The sequence below is a fragment of the Streptomyces stoeckheimensis genome, assembly GCF_045822005.1.
GTDB classification, from domain to species: domain Bacteria; phylum Actinomycetota; class Actinomycetes; order Streptomycetales; family Streptomycetaceae; genus Streptomyces; species Streptomyces stoeckheimensis.
The window spans coordinates 4707800-4733204 of the sequence record NZ_CP169550.1; the positions used below are offsets into that span (position 1 = coordinate 4707800).

Here is a 25405-nt window from a genome sequence, read left to right on the forward strand (position 1 = left end):
CGGGGGGAGAGATGAGCGAGCAGGCCACTCATCGACACCGTCGTCCGACCCGCAACGGCATCGGCCAGTGGCAGCTCCAACTCCCGAAGGAAGTCTTCCTGTTGTCTCCCACTCGTACGACGACGGTCCTGCTCACCGCAGGCCTCGTCACCCTTCTCGGTGTCCCGGGCGCCGCGGCCGCCGAGGCGGCCCCGTCCACCCTCTACGTGAACCGTGCCGCCGCGAACTGCTCCGACGGCGGACCAGGTTCGTCGGCGGTGCCCTTCTGTTCGATCACGAAGGCGGCGAAGGTCGTCGAGCCGGGCCAGACCGTGTGGGTCGACACGGCCATCGGCCACTACAAGGAGTCCGTCACCATCGACCGCTCCGGTGAGCCGGGCAAGCCCATCACCTTCGACATCATCCCGGCCGAGCCCGACCCGGAGACGGGGGAGGTGACGGAGAACTACTGGACAGACGGCCTGACCATCAGTGGCGCCTCCCACGTAGTGGTCCGCGGGCTGGCCACCGACGACGGCATCCGGGTCCACGGTTCCACCGATGTCGCACTGGACGGGATCGGGAACGGCTGGGGCACGTCCCACGGCTTGGTGGTCGGCGGGGGAAGCGAGGACGTGCGCGTCACACGGAGCCGGCTGCACAGTGCCCGGGTCGAGGGGGGCTCCCGGAACACGATGTTCGGCCGCAATACCTTCTTCGCCCAGGAGGGTCTGCAGTCGGCCGAAGTGGTGGACGCGCCCGGCACCGTCCTGACCAACAACACGGTCTACGGCGGCTGTGGGGAGGCCATCGGGGTCAGTGGTGGCTCGTCAGGCTCCAAGCTGTTCAACAACCTGATCTACCCGCACACTTATTGCGGGAACTCCGAACTCTTCCGAGCCATCGGCGTGACGGAGAGCGCGGCGGCCGGCACCGCCGCCGACTACAACCTGATCACCGGCCGCCACGGAACCACCAGCCCCGTGGCGACGCCCTATCAGTGGGCCGGTACCGGGTACAAGACGCAGGCGGCGTTCACGGCCGCCACCGGCCAGGGCGTGCACGACATCGTCCTGCCGTCGCGCGACGGAGTCGGTGCGAGCGAGAACGGGTCCCCCACCGTCGACTCCGGCGATCCGACGGCGCCGGGCGTGCTGCCGACCGACATCTACGGGCGTCCGACCGCGGACGACCCGCGGGTCCCCAACACCGGTAGGGACGGCGGGTGGATCGACCGCGGTGCGGAGGAGACACAGGACCGCCTGAGCATGGTCTGGTCGTACGTCTCGCAGAACAACTGGGCTCCGGTCGGCACCGAGGTCGGGGTGAACATCACCACGGACAGCAACTGGGAGTCCGCCCTCACGTACCACGTCGACTTCGGTGACGGGACGGCCCCGGTCGTCGGCAAGAAGAACTTCGTCGAGCACGTATACAGCTCCCCGGGCGTGTACGACGTCAAAACGAAGGTGGTCACGGCAGTGGGGCGGGAGGTAGAGGGGTCCACGCGGACGACGAAGGTGACCGCACCCGGCGTGCTGACCGCGGACTTCACCGCCACACCGGTCCTGCCGACCACCATCGACACGGGAAACCGGCTCGCTCCGATGACCGTCCGCATCGACACCCCCGGTGCCACGGTGGCGCCGTGGCGGGTGGGTTCGCAGAAGGTGGACTTCGGCGACGGCACCTCCTCGAGCCGCAAGGGTCTGGAGAAGGTGGAGCACGCCTACAAGACGCCCGGCACGTACAAGGTGACGGTCAGCCTCACGGACGTCCAGGGAGCGCAGTCGACGGTCAGCAAGACCGTGCAGGTCGACTACGCGCCCTCCGGGTACGTGGCCACGGAGCCGCTCCGCCTGCTGGACACCCGGACCACGAACACCCCGATCAAGGGCGGCTCCGCCCGTCCGGTGGCCCTGGTCGGCTGGGGAGTTCCGGACTACGGGCTCAGCCGGAGCGTGAGCGCGGTGGTCCTGAACGTGACGGTCACCGATGCCACGGAGGACACCCACCTCACGGTGTGGCCGTCGGGCCAGTCGCGTCCGGCGACGTCGAACGTGAACATCGCCCGGGGCGCCACCTCGTCCAACACGGTGACCGTGCCCGTGGGCGCCGACGGCAAGATCCAGGCCCAGCTGAACGCGGGCAAGGCCTCCCTGATCGTCGACGTCGTCGGCTACTACCAGCCCAACGTCGGCGAGCGCTTCTCCCCCCTCACCCCGACCCGGGTCACGGACACCCGTACGTCCGGTGGCGCGCTGGGCGGCGGCAAGACCCGCACGGTGAAGGTGGCCGGCGTCAACGGCATCCCGGCGGATGCCGAGGCCGTCGCCCTGAACCTCACCGGTACGGGTGCCACCCAGCCGGCGCACGTGATCGCGTACCCGGATCCGGCGAAGCGTCCGGCGACGTCGAACCTGAACGTGGAGCCGGGCAAGGACAAGTCCAACCAGGCCATCGTCCCGGTCGGCCCGAACGGCACGATCACGCTGTTCACGAACTCAGGCTCGACGCACCTGGTCCTGGACGCGGTGGGTTACTACGGCAAGGACGGCAAGGCGCTCTTCACCCCGGTCGTGCCGAAGCGCCTCGCCGACACCCGCGCCACCGGCAAGGTCGCCCCGGGCGCGACCACCACGGTCTCCGGCCTCCCGGCGAACGCCCTCGGCGCGGTACTGAACGTCACTGCGACCGACTCCACGGGCCCGGGCTTCCTGACCGTGTACGGCTTCGGCGGCAAGCTCCCCGGGGCCAGCAGCCTCAACACGCTGCCCGGTGTCACCGTCCCGAACCACGTCACCACCCCGGTCGGGACCGGCGGCAAGGTCAGCATCTTCAACAGCCACGGCGGCCCCAACCACGTGATCACCGACCTCCTCGGCTACTTCACGCAGGGCTAGCCCCGGCGCAGGCGCAATCCCGTGGGGCAGCTCCGGTGGAGCTGCCCCACGGGCGTTCTTCAGGGCCGGCCGCCCGCCTCGTGGATCTTCTGAAGGGGCTCTCGGACATCGACTCGGCGCCGAGCGGGCCGATGGCGTCGGAGGTCTCCATGAAGTGGACCTCCGTGCACGGGACGTCCGCGTACTGCGGGAGGCGGTAGCGGCGGAAGGCGGCCGTGGTGACCTCCCCGCGCTCGTCCACCCGTACGGTCTCGAAGAGGGTGGCGCCCAGGGCCCGGGCCACGCCCGTGTGGCGGGCGGCGAAGGCCGCTGCTCCAGGCCTGCGCCGAGGCGGGGGCCGACCTGCGGCTCGGCGTGGGCGCGCGGACGGATTCGGCCGAGGGGCTACGCGCGTCACTGTGCCAGGCCCGCTTCGCCCTGACGGCGGCGGACGGGGCGGTCGCGGTCCGCGGCGTCGAGCAGCTGGACACGCTGGCCGAACTGCTGTCGGGGGTCCCGCCGGAGGTGCGCGGGGCGTTCGGGACGCGGACGCTCGGCTCGCTCGGGGACGGGATGCTCCGGGAGACCCTGGAGGTGTTCCTCGCGAACAACTGCTCGTGGACGCGTACGGCGGCGGCGCTGACGGCACGCCCGCAACCTAGTGGCGCGCCGGGCCCGGCAGGCGGGGTCCGGCAGGCCGGGTCCAGGAAGGAACAAAAAGTTCCTCACAGGACAAACAGGTCAAGGGGCGTAGCGTCGTAGGAGCGACCGGAAAACGAAGGGTGCCGCCGATGTCCGTCCCGTCCGTTCCGCCCACCCCGCCGCCCGTCCTCCCCGCCCTCCCCGTCATCGTCGGGTTCGACGGGTCGCCCCGGAGCCTCGCCGCCGCCCGGTGGGCCGCCCGTGAGGCCCTGGCGGCCGGGGCGCCGCTCCGACTGCTCCACGTGGGCCAGGCCTGGCCGAGGATCCAGCCGATCTCCCCGGAGTTCCAGCCCGTGCTCGGCGCGAACGAGTCCGCGGCGAGGGCCGTACTGTCCTCCGTCGTCGCGGAACTCCGCGCCGCCCACCCGGGCCTGGACGTCGAGGCGACCACGGCGGAGGGCGGACCCGGCAACGAGATCCCGCGGGCGGCCGCCGGGTCGAACGCCGGGCTGATCGTGCTCGGCGCGAGCGGCGAGGAACGCCACGTGGTTCCGCTCCTCGGCTCCACCGCGCTGCACGTCGCGGGGCGCGCCGAGGTCCCGGTCGTCCTGGTACGGGAGCCCGCCGAGCGCGCCCCGCACGGACGCGGGGTCGTCGTCGGGGTGGACCCGGATGGCGACTACACCGCGGTCCTCGACTTCGCGTACGCCTGGGCGGCGCGGCACGCCCTCCCGCTGCGCGCGGTGCACGCGGCGCAGACGGGCCCGGCCGCCCCGGAGCCGCTCGAAGCGGCGGTGGCCGCGGCCGGTGCGGCCCACCCGTCGGTGCCGACGCAGTGCGTGACCCGCTCGGGCGACCCGGCGAAGCTCCTGCTGGAGGAGTCCGCCGAGGCCGACCTCCTGGTCGTGGGCCGCCGCCAGCACCGCCCCCTCCACGGCATGGGCCCCACGGACCACGCGGTGGCCCACCACGCCCACAGCCCGGTGGCCCTGATCCCCCACGGCTAGGCCGTCTCCGGGACTTCAGCCGCGCACGAACCGGAGGTCGGCCTCGGGGACCCGCTCCCGGGGGCCGGCCGCGCGGAGCACCACGTCGAGGACGCGCTCCGGATCGGCGGCGTAACAGTTCGAGAACCAGGCCATGTTGGCCTCCACGACCACCACGGCCCCGTCGGCGAAGCCGACGTCGACGGTCACGGCCGTCGGCAGGCCGGCACCCGCCACCGCGAGCAGCCGGGCCGCGAAGGCGCGTACTTCCGCGGCCCGGGGATCCTCGTCCAGCGGGGCGGGGTCCAGCCGTCCGTGGACGGCGTAACGGCTCCCGGCGGCGATCTCCCCGTCCAGCAGGAACAGCCGGTACTCGGCGGCGAAGTCCACCACCCCGGAAACCAGCACCGGGGTGTCGGGCGGCAGTTCGGGCAGCGCGGCGCCGTCCGCGTACACGGCGGCCGGGAAGGACTTCTCGCGCGGCGGTTTCACGAAGGCCGGCTCCCGCAGCACCTCGCGCGCCTCGCCCAGGCTGGTCAGCCGGATGCCGCGCCCGGTGGCCCACTCCGGCAGCCCGGCCAGCCACTCGTCCGGCGGCTCCAGCAGCCCGATCCCGAGCGCCCCGGCCACCCGCGCCCCGGCCGCGGGCCCGCCGCACCAGTACACGCCCCGCCCGGCCAGCCCCCCGACACCGGCGTCGAGCCCCCGCACCTCCATCCCCCGCCGCGCGGCCGCCTCGCCGAGCAGCCCGGCCGTAGTGGTCCGCTGCCCGGGCACCAGGAACACCGCGTCGTCCATACGGCCGCTCACCGCCGGTGGGTTCCTTCGTCCGCGAAGAGGCCGAGGTCGAAGGCGCCGTTGGCGGCGGCCGCGCGGAGCCGCGTCAGGGCCGAGGCCCGCCGGTTTTCCAGGACCGCGCGCAGGGCGGTGTCGACGGTGTCCTGTGTGGTGCTCGTGCCGAGTGCTCGAGCGACGTCGGCGAGCAGCTCGTCGTCGAGTTCGATGACGGTCCGGCTCATGAGCCAACCTCCCTTCGCTGTCGACGCGGATGCTGTCGACACCTCCGAGTGTGTCTCCCGGGGGCCGTGGCGGAAACCCTCACCGCCGCAGCAGCACGATCACCGACCCCCACATCGTCAGCAGGACGTTGCCCAGGGCGTACGGGACCGTCGTCCCCAGGGCCGGGATCTGGCTGCGCGCGCGTTCCGTCAGGGCGCCCAGCGCGGCCGTCGTGGTCTGGGCTCCGGCCAGGGCGCCGAGCAGGATCGGGAGGGGGAGGCGCTGCACGAAGTGCCCGTAGGCGAATCCGGCCAGCAGCGGCACGGTCGTCACCACCGCCCCCCAGAGCAGCAGCGGCCAGCCGGCCTCGCGCAGGCCGGGGACGAAGCTCGGGCCGGCGTTGAGGCCGACGACCGTGACGAACACGCACAGCCCGAGCGTGCCCATCAGCCACTGCGCCGCCGACGGCAGGTTCCCGTACGTCGGGTACTTGCTCCGGATCCAGCCGAAGACCAGCCCCATCAGCAGCGCCCCGGTGGAGGTGGACAGCGACAGCGGGGCACCCGCCGCGTGCAGTGCCGGGATGCCGAGGCAGCCGCCGAGGAAGAGCCCGAGCGCGATCCACACCATGTCCGTCGCGAAGCTGGTCGGCACCGGCTTGCCCAGCTCCGCCGCGGCCGCCTCCACCCGGCTGCGCGGCCCCGTGAGGACCAGGGTGTCGCCCCGTTCCACGGTGCTGTCGAGGCGGACCCGCAGATCGGCACCGGCCCGCCAGTGCTCGTCGACGAAGACGCCCGGCATGAACTCCTCGTGGCGCAGGGTGCGGATGGTGCGCCCGCTGAGGTTCCGGTCGGTGATGACCACGTGCAGGGACTCGGTGCGGTAGGCGAGCAGCTCGAAGTCGTCGGTCTCCATCCCGATGTGCGTGCGCGCGTCGTACGCGACGAGGTCGCCGCGGACCGCGCTGACGGCCAGGACGTCCCCGAGCTCGACCCGGGTGTCCGGGGTGTGCTCCAGGATCTCCCCGGCGCGGCGCAGCCGGGTGATGTAGAGCCGCCGCCCGGCGGCCTTCTGCTCCGCCTCGAAGTCCCCGATCGTGCGCCCCGCGAAGGCCGCCACGTCGACGGCGTACGCGCGCAGCACGTGCTTGTAGTAGCCCTCCCCGGCGTCGGGGTCGTCCTCGGCGGCCTCCAGGTCGGCGGCGAGCACGGCGCTCTCCTCCGCGAGGTCCCGGCGCAGCAGGCGGGGCAGGATCCCGGCGAGGAGCAGCGCGGGCAGGACCGTACCGAGGGGGTACGTGACCGCGTAGGCGACGGCGATCAGATGGGACTGGTCCCGGGCCTCGGCCGCACTGACGCCGGGCAGGTGGGCGATGGCGTCGGAGCCGACGCCGATGACGGCGGACTGGGTGAGGCCGCCGCCGAGCAGCCCTGCCGAGAGGCCGGTGCCGTAGCCGGCGAGCGCGGCGCAGGCCCAGGCGGCGGCGAGTCCGGTGACGCAGACGACGAGGGCGAGGACGACCTGGGGGAGGCCGTCCTTGCGCAGGGCGCGGAAGAACTGCGGGCCGACGTCGTAGCCGAGGGCGAAGAGGAACATGAGGAAGAAGACCGACTTGATCGGACCGTCGATCTCCACCTTGGCCTGGGAGCCGATGACCAGGCCGGCGACCAGGCATCCGGTGACGGCGCCGAGGGCGATGGACTTGTACCGGAGGCGGCCGAGCAGGAAGCCGACGGCGACGGTCAGGAAGATCAGCAGCTCGGGGTAGGGCTGGAAGATCTCCTTCCGGAGCCAGTCCATCCGCGCCTCCTCCCGTGCTCCTCCCGGGCCTCATCGGCCGTCTCGGGAAACGGTATGTGCGGGTATGTCCACCCGCACGTCCAGCACGTCCAGCACGTCGGCTCAGCGGGCGACCCGCTCGGCGAGGTACTCCTCCCAGGTGCGGCGGCCGAGCGCCCGGGCGGGGGCGGCCAGATGGCCGGCGCGCCAGGCGGCCCCGACCTTGCCGGGGATCCGGACGGGCAGGACGGCGCGGCGCTTGCCGGCGGCGTGCAGCCAGTCCTCGGCGAGGCGCGCGGCCGGGTACACGGTCGGGCCGGCGAAGTCGGGCACCCGGCCGGCCGGGGCGCCGAGGGCGAGCTCGACCAGCCGGTCCGCCACTTCGCCCGCATCCACCGGCTGGCAGTCGGTGCCGGACGGCACGAGGACCACCGGGAGCTTGGACAGGGCCCCGAAGGCGAGGTCGAGCAGTCCGGGGAACTGGGTGGCCCGCAGGTTGGTCCAGCCGATCCCCGAGCCGGCGAGCAGCTGCTCGCCCTCCAGCTTGACCTTGTAGTACGGGTACGGGATCCGGTCCACGCCGACGATCGAGATGTTGACGACGTGCTCGACGCCGGCCCGCTTCGCGGCCTCCAGCAGGTGGCGCAAGCCCGGGAGGTCGTTCTTGAAGTGCCGGATGTCGCTCGCGCAGTGGACAACCGTACCGACGCCCGCGAGCGCCGCGTCGAGTGCGGCGCCGGTGGTCAGGTCGCCGGTGCACCAGTCCACCCCGGCGTCGTCCGGCAGCGCGGTCCGGCGGGTGAGCGCGCGGACCGGGCGGCCGGTGCGGCGGACCCGCTCCAGCACCTCGCGGCCGAGCATGCCCGTCGCCCCGGTCACCATGATCGTGTCGTTCTTCATCAGTCCCAGCCTTCCGAAGCCGCTTCCGCTGCCGCCGGCGCCGTCACTGCCGCGGTCGCCGTCACTGATGAAGAACCGACGGGTCAGGCGTTCTGTGACGGCTCTCGGAGCTGAGTTGCGAGGAAGGCGAGTTTGTCCGGGTTCAGAACGAGCCGGACGCCGGTGATCCCGCCCTCGCCGAGCTCCAGCGCCCCGAACGCGGTCAGCTCGCCGTCCGCCCAGCCGGTCACGGCCGGAACGCCGTTCACCTCGGCGAAACCGATCTGCGCGGCGTTGACCCACCGGGAGAAGAGGCCGATCAGGAAACGGGCCGCGTTGTCCCGCCCGGCCACCGGCCGGCTCGCCGCACTCGCCTTGCCGCCGCCGTCCGACCAGACGACCACCTGGTCGGCGAGCAGCTGTTCCAACTGGGCCATCGCACCCTCGGACGCGGCGGCCAGGAACCGGGCCAGCAGCTCGTCGTCCTGCTCCCGCGAGCTGGTGAACCGCGGCCGGCCGTCGGCGAGGTGCTGCTTGGCCCGGCGGTAGAGCTGGCGCGCGTTGGCCTCCGAGCAGTCCAGCACGCCCGCGACGTCCCGGTGGCTGTAGTCGAACGCGTCGCGCAGCACCACGGCGGCCCGCTCGGGCGGCGACAGCTGCTCCATCATCGTCAGCACGGCGAAGGACACCGAGTCGCGCTGCTCGGCCGTCTCCATGGGCCCCAGCACCCCGGCACCGGTCCCCACCGGCTCCGGGATCCAGGGCCCGAAGTACTCCTCGCGCTGCACCCGGGCGGAGGTGAGCCGGTTCAGGCACAGGTTGGTGAGCACCTTGGCCAGCCACGCGCCCGGCGCGGCCACCTGGCCGGGCTCGACCCCGTGCCAGCGCAGGTACGCGTCCTGTACGGCGTCCTCGGCCTCGGCCGCCGAGCCGAGCATCCGGTACGCGAGTGAGAACAGCCGTGATCGATGGGTCTCGAACTCCTCTGCCGTGTCCATGGCCCCACGCTAAGTCAGCGGTCGCTCCGCTCCGCGAGCAGGTCGAGCACCTGTCGCGGTGTCCAGTTGCCGGTCGCGCCCGGGCAGGCGGACAGGTACTCGGCGATCTCCTGCTCCCGCCACGGCCCCGACTCCAGCAGTCCGCCCGCCAGGTGCCGCAGGTACGCCGCGGAGGGCATGAGCGGCTCGACGTCCCGGAGGGACCAGGGGGCGGTGAAGGTCAGCACGGGGATGCCGTCGACCGTCCCCGGGCAGATCAGGGTCTCGTACCGCCCGCTGCCCGACGCGTCGCGGCCGTCGCGCAGCACGGTGCCGAGGTCGAGGTCCGTTCCCGGTTCCCGGTACATCTCCTGCGCGGCGATGTCCGACACCTGGCCCACGGTCAGGAGGTGGGCGCGCCCCAGCACGCGACCGGGCGCCGAAGGATCGTAGAAGCCCCTGCCCCCGGTCCACACCGGGGACTCGGTGGCGAAGTAGAGGCATCCGTCGAGCTGGACGGCGATCGACCGCTCCGGCGCCCGTCGGTCCCGGCAGCCGGGATACGAGCGCATCGCGCCGGGCGGCGTCCCGCCGGCGATGTAGGCGTCCAGCCGGTCCCTGCGCATGTTGGAGCCGTACGCGGCGTACCAGACCCGTCCGTCGCCGCTCGTGGTCTCGGCGCCGAGCGGGACGGCGGTGTGGACGACCATGCGGTTCCTCGTCTGCGGACGGACGGGAGGAGAAAGTCGAAGAGCCCCGCTGCAAGCAGCGGGGCTCTTCGACTTATTGCCCGGTGAGAGCAATGGCGGAGGATACGAGATTCGAACTCGTGAGGGGTTGCCCCCAACACGCTTTCCAAATGTTCGTACGCCCGTCCGGCGGGGGCCGTATCCGTTCTGACCTGGGCAGGGACCTGACCCAGAGGGTTCGCCGGATGGCCCTGGACGGGTACGAACGAGACCGGAACTGAGACCGGTCTCGGGCCCGGGGCCAGCTCAGGGGCTGGTGCCGTGGCGGACCACGACGTCAGCCGAGAAGCCGGCGTGCCTCAGCGGCGCGGCGGCCTCGATCATGCCGCCAAGTGCGGTGTTCGCCACCCTGAGCTGTGGGAGAAGGCTCGGGCTGCAGGCTCCGGGTGAGGTGCACAGTGTGGGGGCATTTCGTCCGGCTGATTCTCGGGCTGCAGCGCTGACCTGGGGCTCCTGGCCGGCCTACTGGGGCATGACGCCGTGGATGCGGGAGAGCGTGAAGATGCGTTCGGCTTCGCGCAGGTGGCACCAGGCTTCCAGGTAGGGCGGGTCGAGTTCCAGGCTGCTCAGGGTGCGGACGGTGCGACTGCCCGAGGTCGCGACGTACTCGACGGTGATGGCGGTGCCGGCGTCGATGGCTCGGGCGAGCTGGCGGACATCGCTGTACGAAAGGTGCTTCGCGTATCCGGCGACGATTTCCTCGGTGTCCGTCCCGAAGGGGACTCCGCTGCCGAAGGGGTCGGGTTCCGGCACGGTCGGTGGTGCGGCCAGCAGCCGGACAGCCAGCTCATCGAGGTCGGCGCCGCCCGGGACCTTCGACGTACGAATGGCCGCGCTTCGGGTGCCACGCTTGTCGTTGGTCTGCCGAGGGGCCGGAACAGGAGCGGCCGCCCGCTGGGGCCGGAGCTTCTCGACGCGTACGGTTCCCCCGGCCGTTTCGGCGACGGGGGCGTAGCCCTCGGCGCGGAGCGCTGCGAGGGTTGTGTCGAGCGAGCTACGACTGACCAGAACAGTTGGCGCGAGCTGGCGCAGGCCGAGCTTGGAGAGCCCCCGGTGGGCGGCGAGTTCGGCCAGGAGCGCCGGCTCCTCGCCGTGGAGGACGCAGGCGGCCGGGGCGATGCGCACGCGTCCGTGGCCCCGCGCGGTGTCGGCGATGAGATAGGACAGCGGCTGGGGCAGGGGCCCGGCTGCGATGGCGGCCAGATCGGCTGCGATGTCCCTCGGGGCGCGGCCGGCGTCCAGGGCCCGTCGGATGCTGCCGGAGCTGAACCGCCACACCGAGGCCGTGCCACTGGTTTCCCGGTCAGCGGTGGCATCGAGGACCACGGCGACCCGCGCGGCCGGTGTGCCGGCGACGACGGCGGTGAGGTCGCCGCCGATCCGGGCGGTTTCGGCGGCCGGGGGCAGCAGTCGTCGGCAGGTGGCGGTCAGTCCTTCCGCGTCGTAGGCGAGCAGATGGACGCCCAGAGCCGACAGGGCGCCTCGGGCGATCACTCCGAACATTTCGGCCTCGCGGATCACCGTGGCGAACGGGGTGATGTCCGTAGGTGAGGTGTCGGCGAGCGGGCGGTGCCAGGCCACCGTCGGTCCGAGATCGGAAACGTCCTTCACACCCTGACCGGCCGGGAGCTGTGCCGCTGCGGCAAACAGCCCGTCGCGGGCCTGACGGCAGCCGTTACAGGGCGGCGCTCCCGCGAGGGCTGGTAGCGCCTTGTTGTCCTCGTCGCGTGCCCGGGTGGGGGTGAGCGGCAGTTCGCGCCATGCCTGGAGCAGCGTGGCAAGCCGCTCCGCGGGCTCCTGTTCCGCCCAGACGTCATAGGCCTCGGTCGGTGCCACGCGGTCGCCGACCCGGGCCAGCAGCCCGGCCGCGTACGCGACCTCCAGGGTGATGCGGACCACGGCATCGTCGGCATGGGCGGCCTTGCCGATTCGGGCCAGTTCACGCGCGCCGATCCCACCGGACTTGAGTCTGGCGGGCGGAGCCGCGGAACAGGCCGAGAGGACCGAGGCGGCCTGGGCCAACAACGCCGCAGCCGAGGCTGCGGCCTCCCGCTCTACTTCGGCGGGGGTGATGGACACCAGCTGAGGGGACGGTGGAAGCGGGGTGAAGGGGGCGCGCCAAGTGGGCCCGCGCAACGCCAGCGCGACTTCGACGGGCATGCGCGCGGCACCGTATCGGCGGCGGTCCTGGATCAGCAGGCCCCGGTCGAGTGCCCACCGCGCCCCCGGTTCGAGGACGGGGCCAGGGGTCCCGAACACGATGGCCTGCGGCTGCCTCGGCGCAGACCCTGCCCGGTGGGCCAGCAGCTTCTGTGTGACCGCGGGCGCTCGTGCCACCACTTCGGCAATGACTTCGGGGTCGCTGTGGTGCGCGACGAGCGCCGCCATACGCTGCTGCTTGGTGCCGGGCGGCTTGATGCCCAGCGCCGCCAACATGCCGCGCAGCTCGTCGGAGGTCATGTCCGCCAGCAGCTCCGCAATTGGTGCGTCCAGGCCGAGCGGCGCGTCCCATGCCGCCCGCAACGGTGCCGCCGTGTGGAGCCTTCCGTTGTGGTCCGGCCAAACCAGCGCGTGCTCGGCCAGAGTCTCCAGGACCGCTCCCAGTGCGAGACCGGCCTCGCCTGCCGTCGCTCCCAGCAGCTTCGCCAGGGCCTTGCGCGACGCGGTCGTCCCGAGCGCCGCCACGGCCTCGGCCACCTGCAAGTCGGGCAGGGTGAGCAGGGGCAGCGCTAGTGCCACCGACCCCGGCCGCTGAAGTCGGTCCGCCAGCTCCCCTACCGAGCGGGGCTCCGGAGGGGACGCGGTGTCGTTCCGTGTCGCGAGCACACGTGCCAGGCGCGGGCCGTCGAGACCGCTCAGCCAGGCTGTCAGCGCTGATCCGGACGTCATCGAAACCTCTCCTCCGGCCAGGAAACGGGCCGTGGCCGGACCTCGGCCAGTCCGGCACCGGGCTCAAGGATGGCCCATCCGGTGGGTGTGGACGTCTCGCGGGGTGAAAGATCCCCGCCCACGGGTGACATCGAGCCGCGGACGTCCTGCCCACCCTGACGCCGGGCGGGTTCGTCAGGGTGACAGGTCCTCCAACGAGCGCGGTCCGCGGACTGCGACTGCCGGTCTTCAGGCATGGACCCGTGGACCACAGCGTGGAGGAGCCGATTATGAGCACTGCCCCGAATCTGCCGCTCCCGCCGCGCAGACCTGAGGAGCCTCATCCGCTCCGGACGATCCGGGAGATCCGGGAGTCTCTGCCCGAGCGGCAGCTCGGGCACTTCGATGCCGAGCTCGCCGACACCGACATCGATGCTCTGCCCGACATGCTTCACCGCTGGGCGACGCTGGGCAGCGACGGGTTTCTCGATCGGCTCACGGCGGCTCCGTTCGAGGGGTTGGAGTTCGGGCAGCGGTCCTACGACGACGAGGCGGACGGCGGGTGATCTATCTACTCGACACCAACGTGGTCGCAGAGGTCACCACCCGGCCGAAGCCTGCCCCGGCTGTTGTCGCCTGGGCCCGGTCGGTTCCGGCTCCTGCCTTCTACCTGAGCGTCATCACGGTCGCGGAGATCGAAGCGGGCATTGAGGGAACACCTGATCCGGTGCGGCGTACCGTTTTCGAGCTGGCGCTCATGGACATCCGTGATCAGTACCGCGACCGGATCGCCGCCGTTGGAGAGCCATCGAGGCCGGGATCTGGCGGATCGCCCGGTTATGCGGCAAATAAATGAGACTGGAACTGAGACCATGGAACGCAAAGAGCCCCACCGCAAGCGGTGGGGCTCTTCAACGTATTGCCCGGTGAGAGCAATGGCGGAGGATACGAGATTCGAACTCGTGAGGGGTTGCCCCCAACACGCTTTCCAAGCGTGCGCCCTAGGCCACTAGGCGAATCCTCCGCGGCAAACAATACAAGACGTTGAGGGGTGCTCGCGAACGTGATCGTCGGGCGGGCCCGGACGGGGGTCCGGGTCCGGGTCCGGGTCGGGGTCCGGTCGGGGTGCGGGTCGATTTCGGGGCCCTCCATCCGCTAGGGTGGGGCCCAGCCCCTCACGTGGCGCTATCTCACCCAACTCCCCCAGGGCCGGAAGGCAGCAAGGGTAAGTGGGCTCTGGTGGGTGCGTGGGGGGCGCTTTGCGTTCCGGGACGGGTCGGGCCGGCCGGGCCGCCGGGCGGAGCCACGCGCGGACCGCGGCAGGCCGGGTGGGTCTGCGGGCCACCGTTGTCGGTGGGCCCGGATAACCTCGTAGACGTGTCGTCCCTTGCGCTGTACCGCCGCTACCGCCCCGAGTCGTTCGCCGAGGTCATCGGGCAGGAGCATGTCACTGACCCGCTGATGCAGGCCCTGCGCAACAACCGGGTCAATCACGCGTACCTGTTCAGCGGGCCGCGAGGCTGTGGCAAGACCACCAGCGCGCGCATCCTCGCCCGCTGCCTGAACTGTGAGCAAGGCCCCACGCCCACCCCCTGCGGGGAGTGCCAGTCCTGCAAGGACCTCGCGCGCAACGGGCCGGGATCCATCGACGTCATCGAGATCGACGCGGCCTCGCACGGTGGTGTGGACGACGCCCGTGACCTGCGCGAGAAGGCCTTCTTCGGGCCCGCCTCCAGCCGGTACAAGATCTACATCATCGACGAGGCGCACATGGTCACCCCGGCGGGCTTCAACGCCCTGCTGAAGGTGGTCGAGGAGCCGCCGGAGCACCTCAAGTTCATCTTCGCCACGACCGAGCCCGAGAAGGTCATCGGCACCATCCGGTCCCGGACGCACCACTACCCCTTCCGGCTCGTGCCCCCCGGCACCCTGCGGGACTACCTCGGCGAGGTCTGCGGCCGCGAGGGCGCCCACGTCGAGGAGGGCGTGCTGCCGCTCGTCGTGCGCGCCGGAGCCGGATCCGTCCGTGACTCCATGTCCGTCATGGACCAGCTCCTGGCCGGCGCCACCGAGCAGGGTGTGACGTACGCCATGGCCACCTCGCTCCTCGGGTACACCGACGGGACCCTCCTCGACGCCGTCGTGGACGCCTTCGCCGCCGGGGACGGGGCCGCGGCCTTCGAGATCGTGGACCGGGTGGTGGAGGGCGGCAACGACCCGCGCCGCTTCGTCGCCGACCTGCTGGAGCGGCTGCGCGACCTGGTGATCCTCGCCGCCGTGCCCGACGCCCGGGAGAAGGGGCTGATCGACGCTCCCAACGACGTGGTCGAGCGGATGCAGGCCCAGGCCTCCGTCTTCGGGGCCGCCGAGCTGTCCCGGGCCGCCGATCTGGTCAACACGGGGCTCACGGAGATGCGCGGAGCCACCTCGCCCCGGCTGCAGCTGGAGCTGATCTGCGCCCGCGTGCTGTTGCCCGCCGCCTTCGACGACGAGCGTTCCGTGCAGGCGCGGCTCGACCGGCTGGAGCGCGGCGGCGCTGCCTCCGCCGCTGCCGCCGCGGCCTTCGCCCCGGCCCCCGCCATGGGCTACGTGCCCGGGCCGGAGGCCCACGCGATGGCCCCCGCGTCGGTACGGCCCCCCGCGCCGCAGGCTCCGGCGCAGCAGGCCCCCGTGCACCAGGCCCCGGCCCCCGTGCACCAGGCCCCCGCTCCGGCCCCCGTGGCTCCGCCCGAGCCGGTGGCCCCGGCCGCCGCTCCTCCGGCCGCAGCCCCCGCGCCCGGTGCCTGGCCCGGTGCGGCCACCCCCGGCGCCCCCGCGGCACCGGCACCGGCTCCGGCTCCGGCTCCGGCCGCCGGTGCCTGGCCCGGCGCCGCGCAGCCCGGCGGCGGCGCCCCCGGTGCCTGGCCCGGCGCGGCCACGCCCGGTGCCCCGGCGGCTCCCGCAGCCGCCCCGACGGCACCTGCCCAGGCCCCCGCGGCCCCGCCCGCCACCGCGCCCGCAGCGCCGGCCGCCGGCGCCGGGCAGATCCAGGCCATGTGGCCGGCCGTCCTGGACGCCGTGAAGAACCGCCGTCGCTTCACCTGGATCCTGCTCAGCCAGAACGCCCAGGTGGCCGGCTTCGACGGCACCACCCTCCAGCTCGGCTTCCCCAACGCCGGAGCCCGCGACAACTTCGCGAGCAGCGGCAGCGAGGACGTGCTCAAGGCGGTGCTCGCCGAGCAGTTCCAGGTCACCTGGAAGATCGAGGCCGTGGTCGGCGGGGGAGCCCAGCCCTTGGCCCCTGTGTCGGGGTCCTCGTACGGCGCTCCGGCCGCGCCCGCCTACAACCAGCCGCCGGCCCAGCAGGCACCGCAGCAGAACCAGCAGGCGTACCAGCAGCCCCAGCAGGCACAGCAGCCCCAGCAGGGGTACCAACAGCAGCCGCAGCAGTCCCAGCCGCCGCAGCAGCAGTCGTACCAGCAGCAGCAGTCCCAGCAATCCCAGCAGTCCCAGCAGCACCAGCCGACCCACCACGCGCCCCCGCCGGTCGCCCCCGAGGACGACGTCGCGGAGGCCGACGACCCGGACCTCGTCGACACCGCACTGAGCGGACACGACCTGATCGTGCGCGAGCTCGGAGCCACCGTTGTAGAGGAATATACGAACGAATAGGGGGTCCGGCTTGGGTGCCCGCACGAAGGGCACCCGTGAACGCGGGCTAGTCTTCATGGCGTGAAGGTCCTCGTCATCGGCGGCGGCGCCCGCGAACATGCCCTGTGCCGCTCTCTGTCCCTCGATTCCGACGTCAACGCGCTGTACTGCGCTCCCGGCAACGCCGGCATCGCCGAGGTGGCCGAGCTCCGCCCCGTCGACCCGCTCGACGGCGAAGCCGTCGCCCGCCTCGCCACCGAGCTCCGCGCCGACCTGGTCGTCGTCGGCCCGGAGGCCCCGCTCGTCGCCGGAGTCGCCGACGCCGTGCGCGCGGTGGGCATCCCCGTCTTCGGCCCGTCCGGCGAAGCCGCGCAGCTGGAGGGTTCCAAGGCCTTCGCCAAGGACGTGATGGCCGCCGCGGGAGTCCCGACGGCCCGCAGCTACGTGTGTACCACCCCCGAAGAGGTGGACGAGGCCCTCGACGCCTTCGGCGCCCCGTACGTGGTCAAGGACGACGGCCTCGCCGCCGGCAAGGGCGTCGTGGTCACCGACGACCGGGCCGCCGCCCGCGCCCACGCGCTGGGCTGCGACCGCGTGGTCATCGAGGAGTTCCTCGACGGTCCCGAGGTCTCCCTCTTCGCCATCACCGACGGCGTCACCGTGCTGCCGCTCCAGCCCGCGCAGGACTTCAAGCGCGCGCTCGACGGCGACGCCGGCCCCAACACCGGCGGCATGGGCGCGTACTCGCCCCTCCCCTGGGCCGACCCGAAGCTCGTCGACGAGGTCATGGCCTCCGTCCTGCAGCCCACCGTGGACGAACTGCGCCACCGCGGCACGCCCTTCTCCGGGCTGCTCTACGCCGGCCTCGCGATCACCTCGCGCGGGACGCGGGTCATCGAGTTCAACGCCCGCTTCGGCGACCCCGAGACCCAGGTGGTCCTGGCCCGGCTGCGCACCCCGCTCGCGAGCGTGCTGCTGGGCTCCGCCAACGGCACCCTGGACACCCTGCCCCCGCTCAGCTGGCGCGAGGACGCGGCCGTCACCGTGGTCATCGCCTCGCACAACTACCCGGAGACCCCGCGCACCGGGGACCCCATCACGGGCCTGGCCGAGGTGGCCGAGCTGGACGCCCCGTACGCGTACGTCCTGCACGCCGGGACCCGGACCGAGGGCGACGCCGTCGTCAGCGCGGGTGGACGCGTGCTGTCGGTGACCGCGACCGGTTCCGATCTGGCGGAGGCCCGGGACAGGGCGTATAAGGCGGTCGCGCGGATCGGGCTCGACGGTTCGCAGTACCGCACGGACATCGCGGCGAAGGCCGCAGACCAGCGCTGAACGCCGCTGATCAGCGGGATTTCACGGAAGCGGGCCCGGTGCGCACTCGGTGCGGCCGGGCCCGCGTGCGTGCTCGCGTGCGAGTGCATCCGGCCGCGTTCGAACGCACCCAGCTTTACCCAAAGCCATTCCATCGGGTGATCGTCGCCCGGTCTGCCTGACGGCCGCCCGCGTCCCAACTATGGTGCGGCGCAAGCATTCCGGCTCTCATTCCGGCACATGGCCCACCGGCATTGCGATGTCAGTGGCTGGTGTCACAGTGGGGGAGTGAGCAACGCCGTCGCATGGCAGAGGGGGTGAGGTCCGGCCGTGTCCGGAACCGGTTCGATCGCTGAAGTGGGTACGCCGTCCGCGCGTTCCCGTGCCTTGGCCGTGCTGCGTGTGCGCAGCAGGGCGCTGGCCGTCGGGCTGCTGCCCGCCGCCGTGGCCGTGGTGCTGGTGAGCGCCCGTACGACGGGCCGGCTCGCCAGTGACCCCTGGCCCGCCGTGACCCTCGCCGTGTGCGCCGTCGCCGCCTTCGTCCTGCTCGTCGGCGGGATCTTCGCCGCCGTCGTGCTGCGGGCGAGCCCCGCCATGACCCCGACCGTGCCGCTGTCGGAGTCCGCCGCCCCCGATCTCTACCGGCTCGTGCGGGACCTGGCGGACCGGATGGACGTTCCGGCGCCCTCCGCGATAGCCCTGACCCCCGACTGCGACAGCTGGCTGGAGGACCGCACGCACGCGGCGCACCGCCGTGCCCGCGGCCGCACGGCCATATCCGGTGGGGCCGCCGGAGCAGGCGGTCCGGAGTCCGAGCCCGGCGCCGCCCCGGTGCTGGTGATCGGCTCGCCGTTCCTGTGGTGGATGAGGGTCGCCGAGCTCCGGGCCGTCCTTGCGCCCGTCGTCGCCGGTACCGGCCCCTCCGCGCACCCGGACATAGCCGACGCGCGTGGATTCGTACGGGGCCTGGACGCCGCGGTGGACGTGGGCGGCCGGCGCTTCCTCGGCTGGATCGCCGCCCCCGCCCGGCTGCTGCTGCGGCTGTGCCGGGTGGACGCCGCCGAGATGGAGCGCGGGGTCGCCGCCGCCGCGTCGGACCGTGCACAGGGTGTGGACTACGCGCTGCGCATCGTCGCCCAGGAGCAGGTCGGGCTGGCGTACGCCGGCTGGGACCGGCTGCTGACCCGCGTCGCCCTGCCCGCCTGGAGGATGGGCCGCTGGCCGGCGCACCTGGACGCGGGCGTCGTCTCCGCACTGACCGAGCTGTCCCGGCGCGACCGGCTGGCCGACGGGTTCACCTCGCGCCTGGGCGAGCGCCCGGCGTGCGATCTGCTGGACCAGCCGGGTGCGGTGGACGAGGCCGCCTCGCTGCTGGCGGCGCGGCTGTTCCACGGCGGACCGGCCGACGCCGGTCCGGACTGGTCGCCGGTGGACTGGGCGGCCTATCCGGAGGAGGTCGTCGACCGCAAGTGGCGCACGGAGGCGGCCCGCCTGCTGGCCGCCCTGGACGCGCTGTCGGCTCCGTCGGTGCCCGCCGCCTCCACGGTGGAGCGGGTGCTGACCTACCTCGCGGCCGCCGATGCCGACGCCCTGGCGGGCCGGCTGAGCGGTGATCTGGCGCGGGAGGCCGTCCCCGCCGTGGCGGCCGCCGCCGCGGGCCGTGGGGCCGACGCGCTGCCGCTGTTCCCGCTGGAGGCTCCGCGCAGCGGGCGGGACCTGCTGGCGGACCACGTCGTGGCGCTGGTGTGCTGCGCCGCGGTCGACTCCGCGGGAGGCGAGCCCGGGCTGGACTGGCTGGACGGGCCGGTCCTGCTGGTGGCCGGGGTGCGGCGGGCCGATCTCGCCGGACCGGTGCTGTCGCTCGTGGAGGACCGGGACCCCGGCCCGCTCCGGGACTGGCTCGCGGAGGTCGGCGTACGTCCGGAGAAGCCGGTCCGCCTGGTCTAGCCCCTCGGGCCTCCCTGACCCCTCGGGCCTCCCTGACCCCTCGGGCCTCCCTGGCCCCTCCGGTCCCCCGGCCGGGCTCCGTCGGGATCCCCGTTGAAGTTTTCGCGACGAACGGTGACGGAGTGCGTGCGTTATGTGATGTGCTGGGGATCGGTCGCGGCGTTCGGGGGAGCGAGGGAGGGGAGCAGCGGTATGGGTGCGGAGCAGATCAGGCGTTGGGAGTCGGGTGCGCTCGCGCACGCGGTGACCGATCCCTTCGGCCAGGGCCCCCTGCCGTGGTTCCGGGGGAGCGAGCTCTACTACGACGACAACGGACAGGTCGTGCCCTGGTACGTGGATCCGGCCGTAGCCGCCGGTCCGGGGCAGCAGATCCCCCGCGCCCGCGGCGCGGGCGGCCCCCGCACCGCCGACGACGTGCACCGGCAGATCAAGGGGTTCGCCTCCACCGGAGCCGTCACGCCCGGTGAGGCCATCGACTTCCACATCACGGTGGATCCGCCCCAGCAGTTCTCCGTGGACGTCTACCGCATCGGGCACTACGGCGGCGACGGCGCCTCCAAGATCACCACCAGTCCCCGGCTCTCCGGCATCGTCCAGCCCGCACCCCTGACCGCCGACCGCACCGTCTCCTGCCACCACTGGTGGCTGTCCTGGCGGCTCCAGGTCCCCTCGTACTGGAGCATCGGCGCCTACGTGGCGGTCCTGACGACCGCCGACGGATACCGCTCGCACATCCCCTTCACGGTGCGCGACGACCACCCGGCCGATCTGCTGCTCCTGCTGCCCGACATCACCTGGCAGGCCTACAACCTCTACCCGGAGGACGGCAGAACGGGCGCGAGCCTCTACCACGCCTGGGACGAGGAGGGCCGGCTGCTCGGCGAGCGCGACGCCGCCATCACCGTCTCCTTCGACCGCCCCTACGCCGGCGCGGGCCTGCCCCTGCACGTGGGCCACGCCTACGACTTCATCCGCTGGGCCGAGCGCTACGGCTACGACCTCGCCTACGCCGACGCCCGCGACCTGCACGCCGGCCGCGTGGACCCCACCCGCTACCGGGGCCTGGTCTTCCCCGGCCACGACGAGTACTGGTCCGGCCCGATGCGCCGCACCGTCGAGCGCGCCCGCGACCACGGGACCTCGCTCGTCTTCCTCTCCGCCAACACCATGTACTGGCAGGTCGAGCTCTCCCCCTCGCCCTCCGGAGTCGACGACCGGCTCCTCACCTGCCGAAAACGCCGCGGCCCGGGCCGCCCCAGCCTCTGGCGCGAGGTGGACCGCCCGGAGCAGCAGCTGCTCGGCATCCAGTACGCGGGACGGGTCCCCGAGCCCGCTCCGCTCATCGTGCGCAATGCCACGCACTGGCTCTGGGACTCCACCGGAGCCGCCGAGAACGACGAACTGCCCGGCCTGGTCGCGGGCGAGGCCGACCGGTACTTCCCGCGCACGCAGCTCCCCGAGCACCGGAGCCGGATCCTGCTCGCGCACTCCCCGTACGAGGACGGCGACGGCCACCGCCGCCACCAGGAGACCTCCCTCTACCGATCCCCCAGCGGCGCGCTGGTCTTCGCGTCCGGCACCTTCGCCTGGTCCCCGGCCCTCGACCGCCCCGGGCACGTGGACGAGCGGGTCCAGCGGGCCACCGCCAATCTCCTCGACCGCATCTGCAAGAGGGACTGACCGCGGGACCTGCGGACCCGTTGTCCGCGGTCGTGGTCAGGTGCGGGAGAATGGGCCGCGCGCTCGTACAGAACCACAGGGAGACTCCGTGCCCGGATTCGTCGAAAAGCCCGAGCCGGTCCAGGTGCCCGGCCTCGTCCACCTCCACACCGGCAAGGTCCGCGACCTCTACCGGGACGAGGACGGCAACCTCGTCATGGTCGCCAGCGACCGCATCTCCGCCGCCGACTGGGTGCTGCCCACCGAGATCCCGGACAAGGGCCGGATCCTGACCCAGCTCTCCCTGTGGTGGTTCGACCAGCTCGCGGACCTCGTCCCGAACCACGTCATCAGCACCGAGCTGCCCGCCGGCGCCCCCGCCGACTGGGCCGGCCGCGCCCTGGTCTGCCGGAACCTCGACATGGTCCCCGTCGAGTGCGTGGCCCGCGGCTACCTGACCGGCTCGGGCCTCGCCGAGTACGTGAAGACCCGTACGGTCTGCGGACTGGCCCTGCCCGAGGGCCTGGTCGACGGTTCCGAGCTGCCCGCCCCGATCTTCACCCCGGCCGCCAAGGCCGAGGTCGGCGAGCACGACGAGAACGTCTCCTACGAGGAGGTGGCGCGCACCCAGGGCGCCGAGACGGCCGCCCTGCTGCGCCAGACCACCCTCGCCGTGTACGGCCGGGCCCGGGACATCGCCCGTGACCGCGGGATCATCCTGGCGGACACCAAGTTCGAGTTCGGCTTCGACAAGGACGGCAACCTGGTCGCCGCCGACGAGGTGCTGACCCCGGACTCCTCGCGCTTCTGGCCGGCCGACCTGTGGGAGCCGGGCCACGGCCAGCCGTCCTTCGACAAGCAGTACGTCCGCGACTGGCTGTCCTCCCCGGCCTCCGGCTGGGACTCCAAGGGCGAACTCCCGCCGCCCGCCCTCCCGCAGGAGGTCGTGGAGCAGACCCGCTCCCGCTACGTCGAGGCCTACGAGCGCCTCACCGGCCAGACCTGGGCCTGAGGCGAGAACGGCGAAGGGGCCCCGGAAACGGGGCCCCTTCGCCGTTCGGCCCGGGTCCGGAAACGAAAGAAGCCCCGGTCCGAGGACCGGGGCTTCTTCACTGCTGAGCGGACAACGCGACTCGAACGCGCGACATCCACCTTGGCAAGGTGGTGCTCTACCAACTGAGCTATGTCCGCAGGTGCGCCGTAGCGCGAGAACTACTATACCCAACCCCGGGCCCGTGCGAGACGCACCGCCGTGTGCCGGTTCTCGGCGCCCAGCTTGGTGGCCGCCGAGGACAGGTAGTTCCGCACCGTCCCCGGGGACAGCGAGGCCCGCTCCGCGATCTCCGCGATCGGCGCCCCGTCCCCCGCCAGTTCCAGCACCTCGGCCTCGCGGGCGGTCAGCGGGGAGTCGCCCGCGCTGATCGCGTCGGCCGCCAACTCCGGGTCCACGTAACGGCCTCCGGCGTGCACGGTACGGATCAGCTCGGCCAGCCGCTGCGCCGAAACGGTCTTCGGCGCGAAGGCCCGTACGCCCGCGGCGAGGGCCCGCTTCAGGTGTCCGGGCCGCCCGTGACTGGTCACGATCATGGTCTTGCAGTCGGGGAGTTCGGCCCGCAGGGATGTGGCCACGCTCACACCGTCGGCCCCCGGCATCTGCAGGTCCAGCACCGCCACGTCCGGCCGGTGGGCCCGCGCCATCGCGAGGGCCTCCGGCCCCGAGGCGGCCTCGGCGACGACCAGCAGATCGTCCTCCAGCCCCAGCAGCGCGGCCAGCGCGCCCCGGATCAGGTGCTCGTCGTCGGCCAGCAGTACGCGTACGGGGCTCATGCCTGCGCCTCCAGTTCTCGGATCGGACCGGCCGCCGGGCCGGGAATCTGCGCCCGCAGCCGGAACCGGCCGCCGTCCACCGGGCCGGCCTCCAGCGTGCCGTCCAGCACCGCGAGCCGTTCGCGCAGACCCGCGAGCCCCGAGCCCGGCGGCCCGGCCGGGGCCTTGGGGGCCCCGTCGTTCTCCACGACCAGCGTGAGCGCGCCCGAGGGACCGGCCGTCAGCCGGATCACGCAGCTGCGGGCGTCGCCGTGCCGCAGCACGTTCGTCGTCGCCTCGCGCACCACCCAGCCGAGCGCCGACTGGGCCTCGGCGGGCAGCTCGCGGCCCTGCTCGTACTCGACGAGGCAGTCCATCCCGGCCGCGTGCAGGACCCCGCGCGCGCCTTCCAGCTCCACCGCGAGATTGGCCTCGCGATAGCCGCGGACCACGTCGCGGACCTCCTTCTGGGACTCCCGGGCGATCCGCTGCACCTCGACCATCTGGTCGACGGCCTCGGGGCGTTCGCGCCGCGCGAGCTGCACGGCCAGCTCGCTCTTGAGGGCGATCACCGCCAGGTTGCGTCCCATCACGTCGTGCAGGTCCCGGCCGAACCGCAGCCGCTCCTCGGCCACCGCGAGCTGCGCCTGGACCTCGCGGGCCCGGTCCAGCTCGTACACGGTGTCGAGCAGCCAGCCGGAGAACCCGCAGGCCGAGCAGATCAGGGCGCAGGTCAGCAGCACCCCGACGGCCAGCCCCGCGGACTCGGCGGCCGGGAGGCCGAAGGCGAGGTACGCGAGGCCGGCGAAGGCGGCCGCGGCCGGGGCCACGTAGCGCATCTGCCGGACCTTGCGCAGGCACAGGACGAGCGTGCCGCCGGCGAAGCAGGTCATGCCGGCGACGAGGGCCGGGGCCGCCGCCGGGTCGCCGGTGAGGCCGGCCGCGCGCATGCCGAGCACTCCCAGGGCGGTGGCGGCGGTCAGGACGGTGACGAAGACCGCGAGCCGCACCGGGCGCTCGCGCCGGCCCAGGATCCAGTCGAGCGACCGGGAGGAGAGGAAGCCGACGAGCACGGAGTGCGCGACGACCGTCAGGAAGAGGACGGCCGGCACCCACGCCGAGCCCTTTCCGGTCCCCGACCCGAGCGCGGCCAGTCCGATCGACATGATCTCGAGGACCACGAAGAAGTGGAACGACCAGCGCGTGTACAGCTCGACCTTCCCCGCGCTGCTGCGGTTCTTCCACCAGCCGCTGAGTTTCATGGCCCCAGTCTCGCGGGCTCCGGGCCGGGGAGGCCATGACACCTGTCATGGATCTCGGAGCCGTGCTCTCGAAGCCGTGCTCTCGAAGCCGTGACATCGAATAGCTGGGCATACGACAAAGGCCCCGGTCATTGACCGGGGCCTTCATACGCTGAGCGGACGACGCGACTCGAACGCGCGACATCCACCTTGGCAAGGTGGTGCTCTACCAACTGAGCTACGTCCGCATGCCTCTCACGACAAACTGCCGTGCGATGCGTGCATCACTCTACCTGATCCACAACCGTGGTCGGTAAAGCGAGCAGAGCGGGTGACAGGGATCGCACACTGCGCCTTCCTCCTGGAAGGAGGATGTTCTGCTACTGAACTACACCCGCACGACTTCGGGGTCCGGCCTGTCGGCCGCGCCCCTTGGCGTGATCCACACACTAGCGGACCGGTGGGGGTGGATGGCAAATCGGCTCTCAGTGAGCGGCGTTGTACTCCTCGTAGACCTTCTTGGGGATCCGCCCGCGCGGCGGGACGTCGAGCTGGTTGGAGCGGGCCCAGGCCCGGACGACCGCCGGGTCGGGGGCGATGGAGGTGTGCTTGAAGGCCTTCCCGGAGCGGGCCTGCCGGCGGCCGGCGGCCACGAAGGGGGCCAGGCTCTTCCGCAGTTTCTTTGCGTTGGCCACATTGAGGTCGATCTCGTACGACTTACCGTCCAGCCCGAAGACGACCGTTTCCGATGCATCTCCGCCATCGATGTCGTCGGAGATCGTGACTACTACGCGCTGCGCCACGGATATCGGTCCCTTCGCGCGACGCCGCTCCCGCTGACGTGCGCGGACGGAGCGGTGATGTCGCCTGTGTGGATGTTTCGGAGGAATGCATCTTTCTGGCGTCGCCGTGCACCGAAAAATGCCGGTGCAACGGAGGAATCCTTTGTACCCCGATTCTCATTGCATTGCGAAGCCCAGTTAATTATCTCCGCGTGTCCCGCCGCAATGCCGGGCGCGTGGTTTTCCGGGGGATTTTGCGAAGCGTTGGTGAAGCCGAAACGGCGTG

At 72.5% G+C, this 25405-nt stretch carries 19 protein-coding genes, 4 tRNA genes, 1 other RNA gene and 1 pseudogene; 10 read left to right on the top strand and 15 right to left on the bottom strand.

The genetic code is table 11. The annotated features are described in order from the left end of the window. Positions 1-11: 11 nt before the first annotated feature. Positions 12-2882 carry a PKD domain-containing protein gene (locus ACE1OC_RS21380; protein ID WP_407838343.1) on the top strand — a complete coding sequence of 957 codons (2871 nt, stop codon included), beginning with the start codon at positions 12-14 and terminating at the stop codon, positions 2880-2882. A 24-nt stretch (positions 2883-2906) separates the two neighbouring features. On the opposite strand, the pseudogene ACE1OC_RS21385 reads toward ACE1OC_RS21380, so the two are convergent. Continuing rightward, a pseudogene (locus tag ACE1OC_RS21385) lies at positions 2907-3168 on the bottom strand (hypoxanthine oxidase); the annotation flags it as partial. 484 nt (positions 3169-3652) lie between these two features. Here ACE1OC_RS21385 and ACE1OC_RS21390 point away from each other — a divergent pair. Next, positions 3653-4510 carry a universal stress protein gene (locus ACE1OC_RS21390; protein ID WP_407838344.1) on the top strand — a complete coding sequence of 286 codons (858 nt, stop codon included), beginning with the start codon at positions 3653-3655 and terminating at the stop codon, positions 4508-4510. A 15-nt stretch (positions 4511-4525) separates the two neighbouring features. On the opposite strand, the gene ACE1OC_RS21395 is transcribed toward ACE1OC_RS21390, so the two are convergent. The 7 genes from ACE1OC_RS21395 to ACE1OC_RS21425 form a co-directional block, all read right to left on the bottom strand. After that, the gene (locus tag ACE1OC_RS21395) at positions 4526-5287 is read right to left on the bottom strand and encodes an ATP-grasp domain-containing protein (RefSeq protein WP_407841634.1); all 762 of its coding nucleotides are present in this window, start codon (positions 5285-5287) and stop codon (positions 4526-4528) included. An 8-nt stretch (positions 5288-5295) separates the two neighbouring features. Continuing rightward, positions 5296-5508, bottom strand: coding sequence for a type II toxin-antitoxin system VapB family antitoxin (locus ACE1OC_RS21400; protein WP_407838345.1), 213 nt, complete (start codon positions 5506-5508; stop codon positions 5296-5298). A 79-nt stretch (positions 5509-5587) separates the two neighbouring features. Continuing rightward, on the bottom strand, positions 5588-7288 hold the full coding sequence (aspT, locus tag ACE1OC_RS21405) for an aspartate-alanine antiporter (RefSeq protein ID WP_407838346.1): 1701 nt from the start codon (positions 7286-7288) through the stop codon (positions 5588-5590). Positions 7289-7390: 102 nt separating this feature from the next. Further along, positions 7391-8167, bottom strand: coding sequence for an SDR family oxidoreductase (locus ACE1OC_RS21410; RefSeq protein ID WP_407838347.1), 777 nt, complete (start codon positions 8165-8167; stop codon positions 7391-7393). 83 nt (positions 8168-8250) lie between these two features. After that, entirely contained in the window at positions 8251-9144 is an 894-nt protein-coding gene (locus tag ACE1OC_RS21415) for an RNA polymerase sigma-70 factor (protein WP_407838348.1), read from the bottom strand. Positions 9145-9158: 14 nt separating this feature from the next. After that, complete coding sequence (locus ACE1OC_RS21420; RefSeq protein ID WP_407838349.1) at positions 9159-9833, bottom strand: histone deacetylase; 675 nt, start codon at positions 9831-9833, stop codon at positions 9159-9161. A gap of 501 nt (positions 9834-10334) precedes the next feature. Further along, complete coding sequence (locus ACE1OC_RS21425; RefSeq protein ID WP_407838350.1) at positions 10335-12761, bottom strand: helicase-associated domain-containing protein; 2427 nt, start codon at positions 12759-12761, stop codon at positions 10335-10337. 269 nt (positions 12762-13030) lie between these two features. Here ACE1OC_RS21425 and ACE1OC_RS21430 point away from each other — a divergent pair, with 269 nt between their 5' ends. Both ACE1OC_RS21430 and ACE1OC_RS21435 read left to right on the top strand, forming a co-directional pair. Continuing rightward, complete coding sequence (locus ACE1OC_RS21430; protein WP_407838351.1) at positions 13031-13306, top strand: hypothetical protein; 276 nt, start codon at positions 13031-13033, stop codon at positions 13304-13306. Further along, positions 13303-13596, top strand: coding sequence for a hypothetical protein (locus ACE1OC_RS21435; RefSeq protein ID WP_407838352.1), 294 nt, complete (start codon positions 13303-13305; stop codon positions 13594-13596). Before ACE1OC_RS21430 ends, ACE1OC_RS21435 begins: the two co-directional genes overlap by 4 nt. Positions 13597-13676: 80 nt before the next feature. Here the strand turns inward: ACE1OC_RS21435 and ACE1OC_RS21440 are convergent. Beyond that, a tRNA-Ser gene (locus ACE1OC_RS21440) sits at positions 13677-13764 on the bottom strand. Between the two features lie 142 nt (positions 13765-13906). Here ACE1OC_RS21440 and ffs point away from each other — a divergent pair. From ffs to ACE1OC_RS21470, 6 genes are all read left to right on the top strand, one after another. Then, an RNA gene (gene ffs, locus ACE1OC_RS21445) (signal recognition particle sRNA small type) lies at positions 13907-14005 on the top strand. 112 nt (positions 14006-14117) lie between these two features. After that, positions 14118-16391 (top strand): DNA polymerase III subunit gamma and tau, encoded by a 2274-nt coding sequence (locus ACE1OC_RS21450; RefSeq protein ID WP_407838353.1) that lies wholly within the window; start codon positions 14118-14120, stop codon positions 16389-16391. Positions 16392-16451: 60 nt separating this feature from the next. Next, positions 16452-17705 carry a phosphoribosylamine--glycine ligase gene (gene purD / locus ACE1OC_RS21455; RefSeq protein WP_407838354.1) on the top strand — a complete coding sequence of 418 codons (1254 nt, stop codon included), beginning with the start codon at positions 16452-16454 and terminating at the stop codon, positions 17703-17705. 309 nt (positions 17706-18014) lie between these two features. Further along, positions 18015-19631 (top strand): hypothetical protein, encoded by a 1617-nt coding sequence (locus tag ACE1OC_RS21460; protein WP_407838355.1) that lies wholly within the window; start codon positions 18015-18017, stop codon positions 19629-19631. Between the two features lie 192 nt (positions 19632-19823). Continuing rightward, positions 19824-21311 carry a N,N-dimethylformamidase beta subunit family domain-containing protein gene (locus ACE1OC_RS21465; RefSeq protein WP_407838356.1) on the top strand — a complete coding sequence of 496 codons (1488 nt, stop codon included), beginning with the start codon at positions 19824-19826 and terminating at the stop codon, positions 21309-21311. 88 nt (positions 21312-21399) lie between these two features. After that, a complete protein-coding gene (locus ACE1OC_RS21470) occupies positions 21400-22302 on the top strand; it encodes a phosphoribosylaminoimidazolesuccinocarboxamide synthase (protein WP_407838357.1) in 903 nt (300 codons plus the stop codon). Positions 22303-22408: 106 nt separating this feature from the next. On the opposite strand, the gene ACE1OC_RS21475 is transcribed toward ACE1OC_RS21470, so the two are convergent. From ACE1OC_RS21475 to ACE1OC_RS21500, 6 genes are all read right to left on the bottom strand, one after another. Continuing rightward, positions 22409-22481 (bottom strand) — tRNA-Gly (locus tag ACE1OC_RS21475). Between the two features lie 24 nt (positions 22482-22505). Continuing rightward, positions 22506-23117: a response regulator transcription factor gene (locus tag ACE1OC_RS21480; RefSeq protein ID WP_266907114.1), complete on the bottom strand. Its 612-nt coding sequence runs from the start codon at positions 23115-23117 to the stop codon at positions 22506-22508. After that, on the bottom strand, positions 23114-24358 hold the full coding sequence (locus ACE1OC_RS21485; RefSeq protein WP_407838358.1) for a sensor histidine kinase: 1245 nt from the start codon (positions 24356-24358) through the stop codon (positions 23114-23116). The genes ACE1OC_RS21480 and ACE1OC_RS21485 overlap by 4 nt, the downstream gene beginning before the upstream one ends. Before the next feature lie 154 nt (positions 24359-24512). Next, positions 24513-24585 (bottom strand) — tRNA-Gly (locus ACE1OC_RS21490). Between the two features lie 78 nt (positions 24586-24663). Then, positions 24664-24735: transfer RNA gene (locus ACE1OC_RS21495), tRNA-Gly, on the bottom strand. An 87-nt stretch (positions 24736-24822) separates the two neighbouring features. Then, a complete protein-coding gene (locus tag ACE1OC_RS21500) occupies positions 24823-25140 on the bottom strand; it encodes a histone-like nucleoid-structuring protein Lsr2 (RefSeq protein ID WP_274548396.1) in 318 nt (105 codons plus the stop codon). Between the last annotated feature and the right edge of the window lie 265 nt (positions 25141-25405).

Coding starts and splice junctions, on each gene's coding strand:
- ACE1OC_RS21380 (WP_407838343.1), top strand. CDS start 12: ATGAGCGAGCAGGCCACTCATCGACACCGTCGTCCGACCCGCAACGGC.
- ACE1OC_RS21390 (WP_407838344.1), top strand. CDS start 3,653: ATGTCCGTCCCGTCCGTTCCGCCCACCCCGCCGCCCGTCCTCCCCGCC.
- ACE1OC_RS21395 (WP_407841634.1), bottom strand. CDS start 5,287: ATGGACGACGCGGTGTTCCTGGTGCCCGGGCAGCGGACCACTACGGCC.
- ACE1OC_RS21400 (WP_407838345.1), bottom strand. CDS start 5,508: ATGAGCCGGACCGTCATCGAACTCGACGACGAGCTGCTCGCCGACGTC.
- aspT (WP_407838346.1), bottom strand. CDS start 7,288: ATGGACTGGCTCCGGAAGGAGATCTTCCAGCCCTACCCCGAGCTGCTG.
- ACE1OC_RS21410 (WP_407838347.1), bottom strand. CDS start 8,167: ATGAAGAACGACACGATCATGGTGACCGGGGCGACGGGCATGCTCGGC.
- ACE1OC_RS21415 (WP_407838348.1), bottom strand. CDS start 9,144: ATGGACACGGCAGAGGAGTTCGAGACCCATCGATCACGGCTGTTCTCA.
- ACE1OC_RS21420 (WP_407838349.1), bottom strand. CDS start 9,833: ATGGTCGTCCACACCGCCGTCCCGCTCGGCGCCGAGACCACGAGCGGC.
- ACE1OC_RS21425 (WP_407838350.1), bottom strand. CDS start 12,761: ATGACGTCCGGATCAGCGCTGACAGCCTGGCTGAGCGGTCTCGACGGC.
- ACE1OC_RS21430 (WP_407838351.1), top strand. CDS start 13,031: ATGAGCACTGCCCCGAATCTGCCGCTCCCGCCGCGCAGACCTGAGGAG.
- ACE1OC_RS21465 (WP_407838356.1), top strand. CDS start 19,824: ATGGGTGCGGAGCAGATCAGGCGTTGGGAGTCGGGTGCGCTCGCGCAC.
- ACE1OC_RS21480 (WP_266907114.1), bottom strand. CDS start 23,117: ATGAGCCCCGTACGCGTACTGCTGGCCGACGACGAGCACCTGATCCGG.
- ACE1OC_RS21485 (WP_407838358.1), bottom strand. CDS start 24,358: ATGAAACTCAGCGGCTGGTGGAAGAACCGCAGCAGCGCGGGGAAGGTC.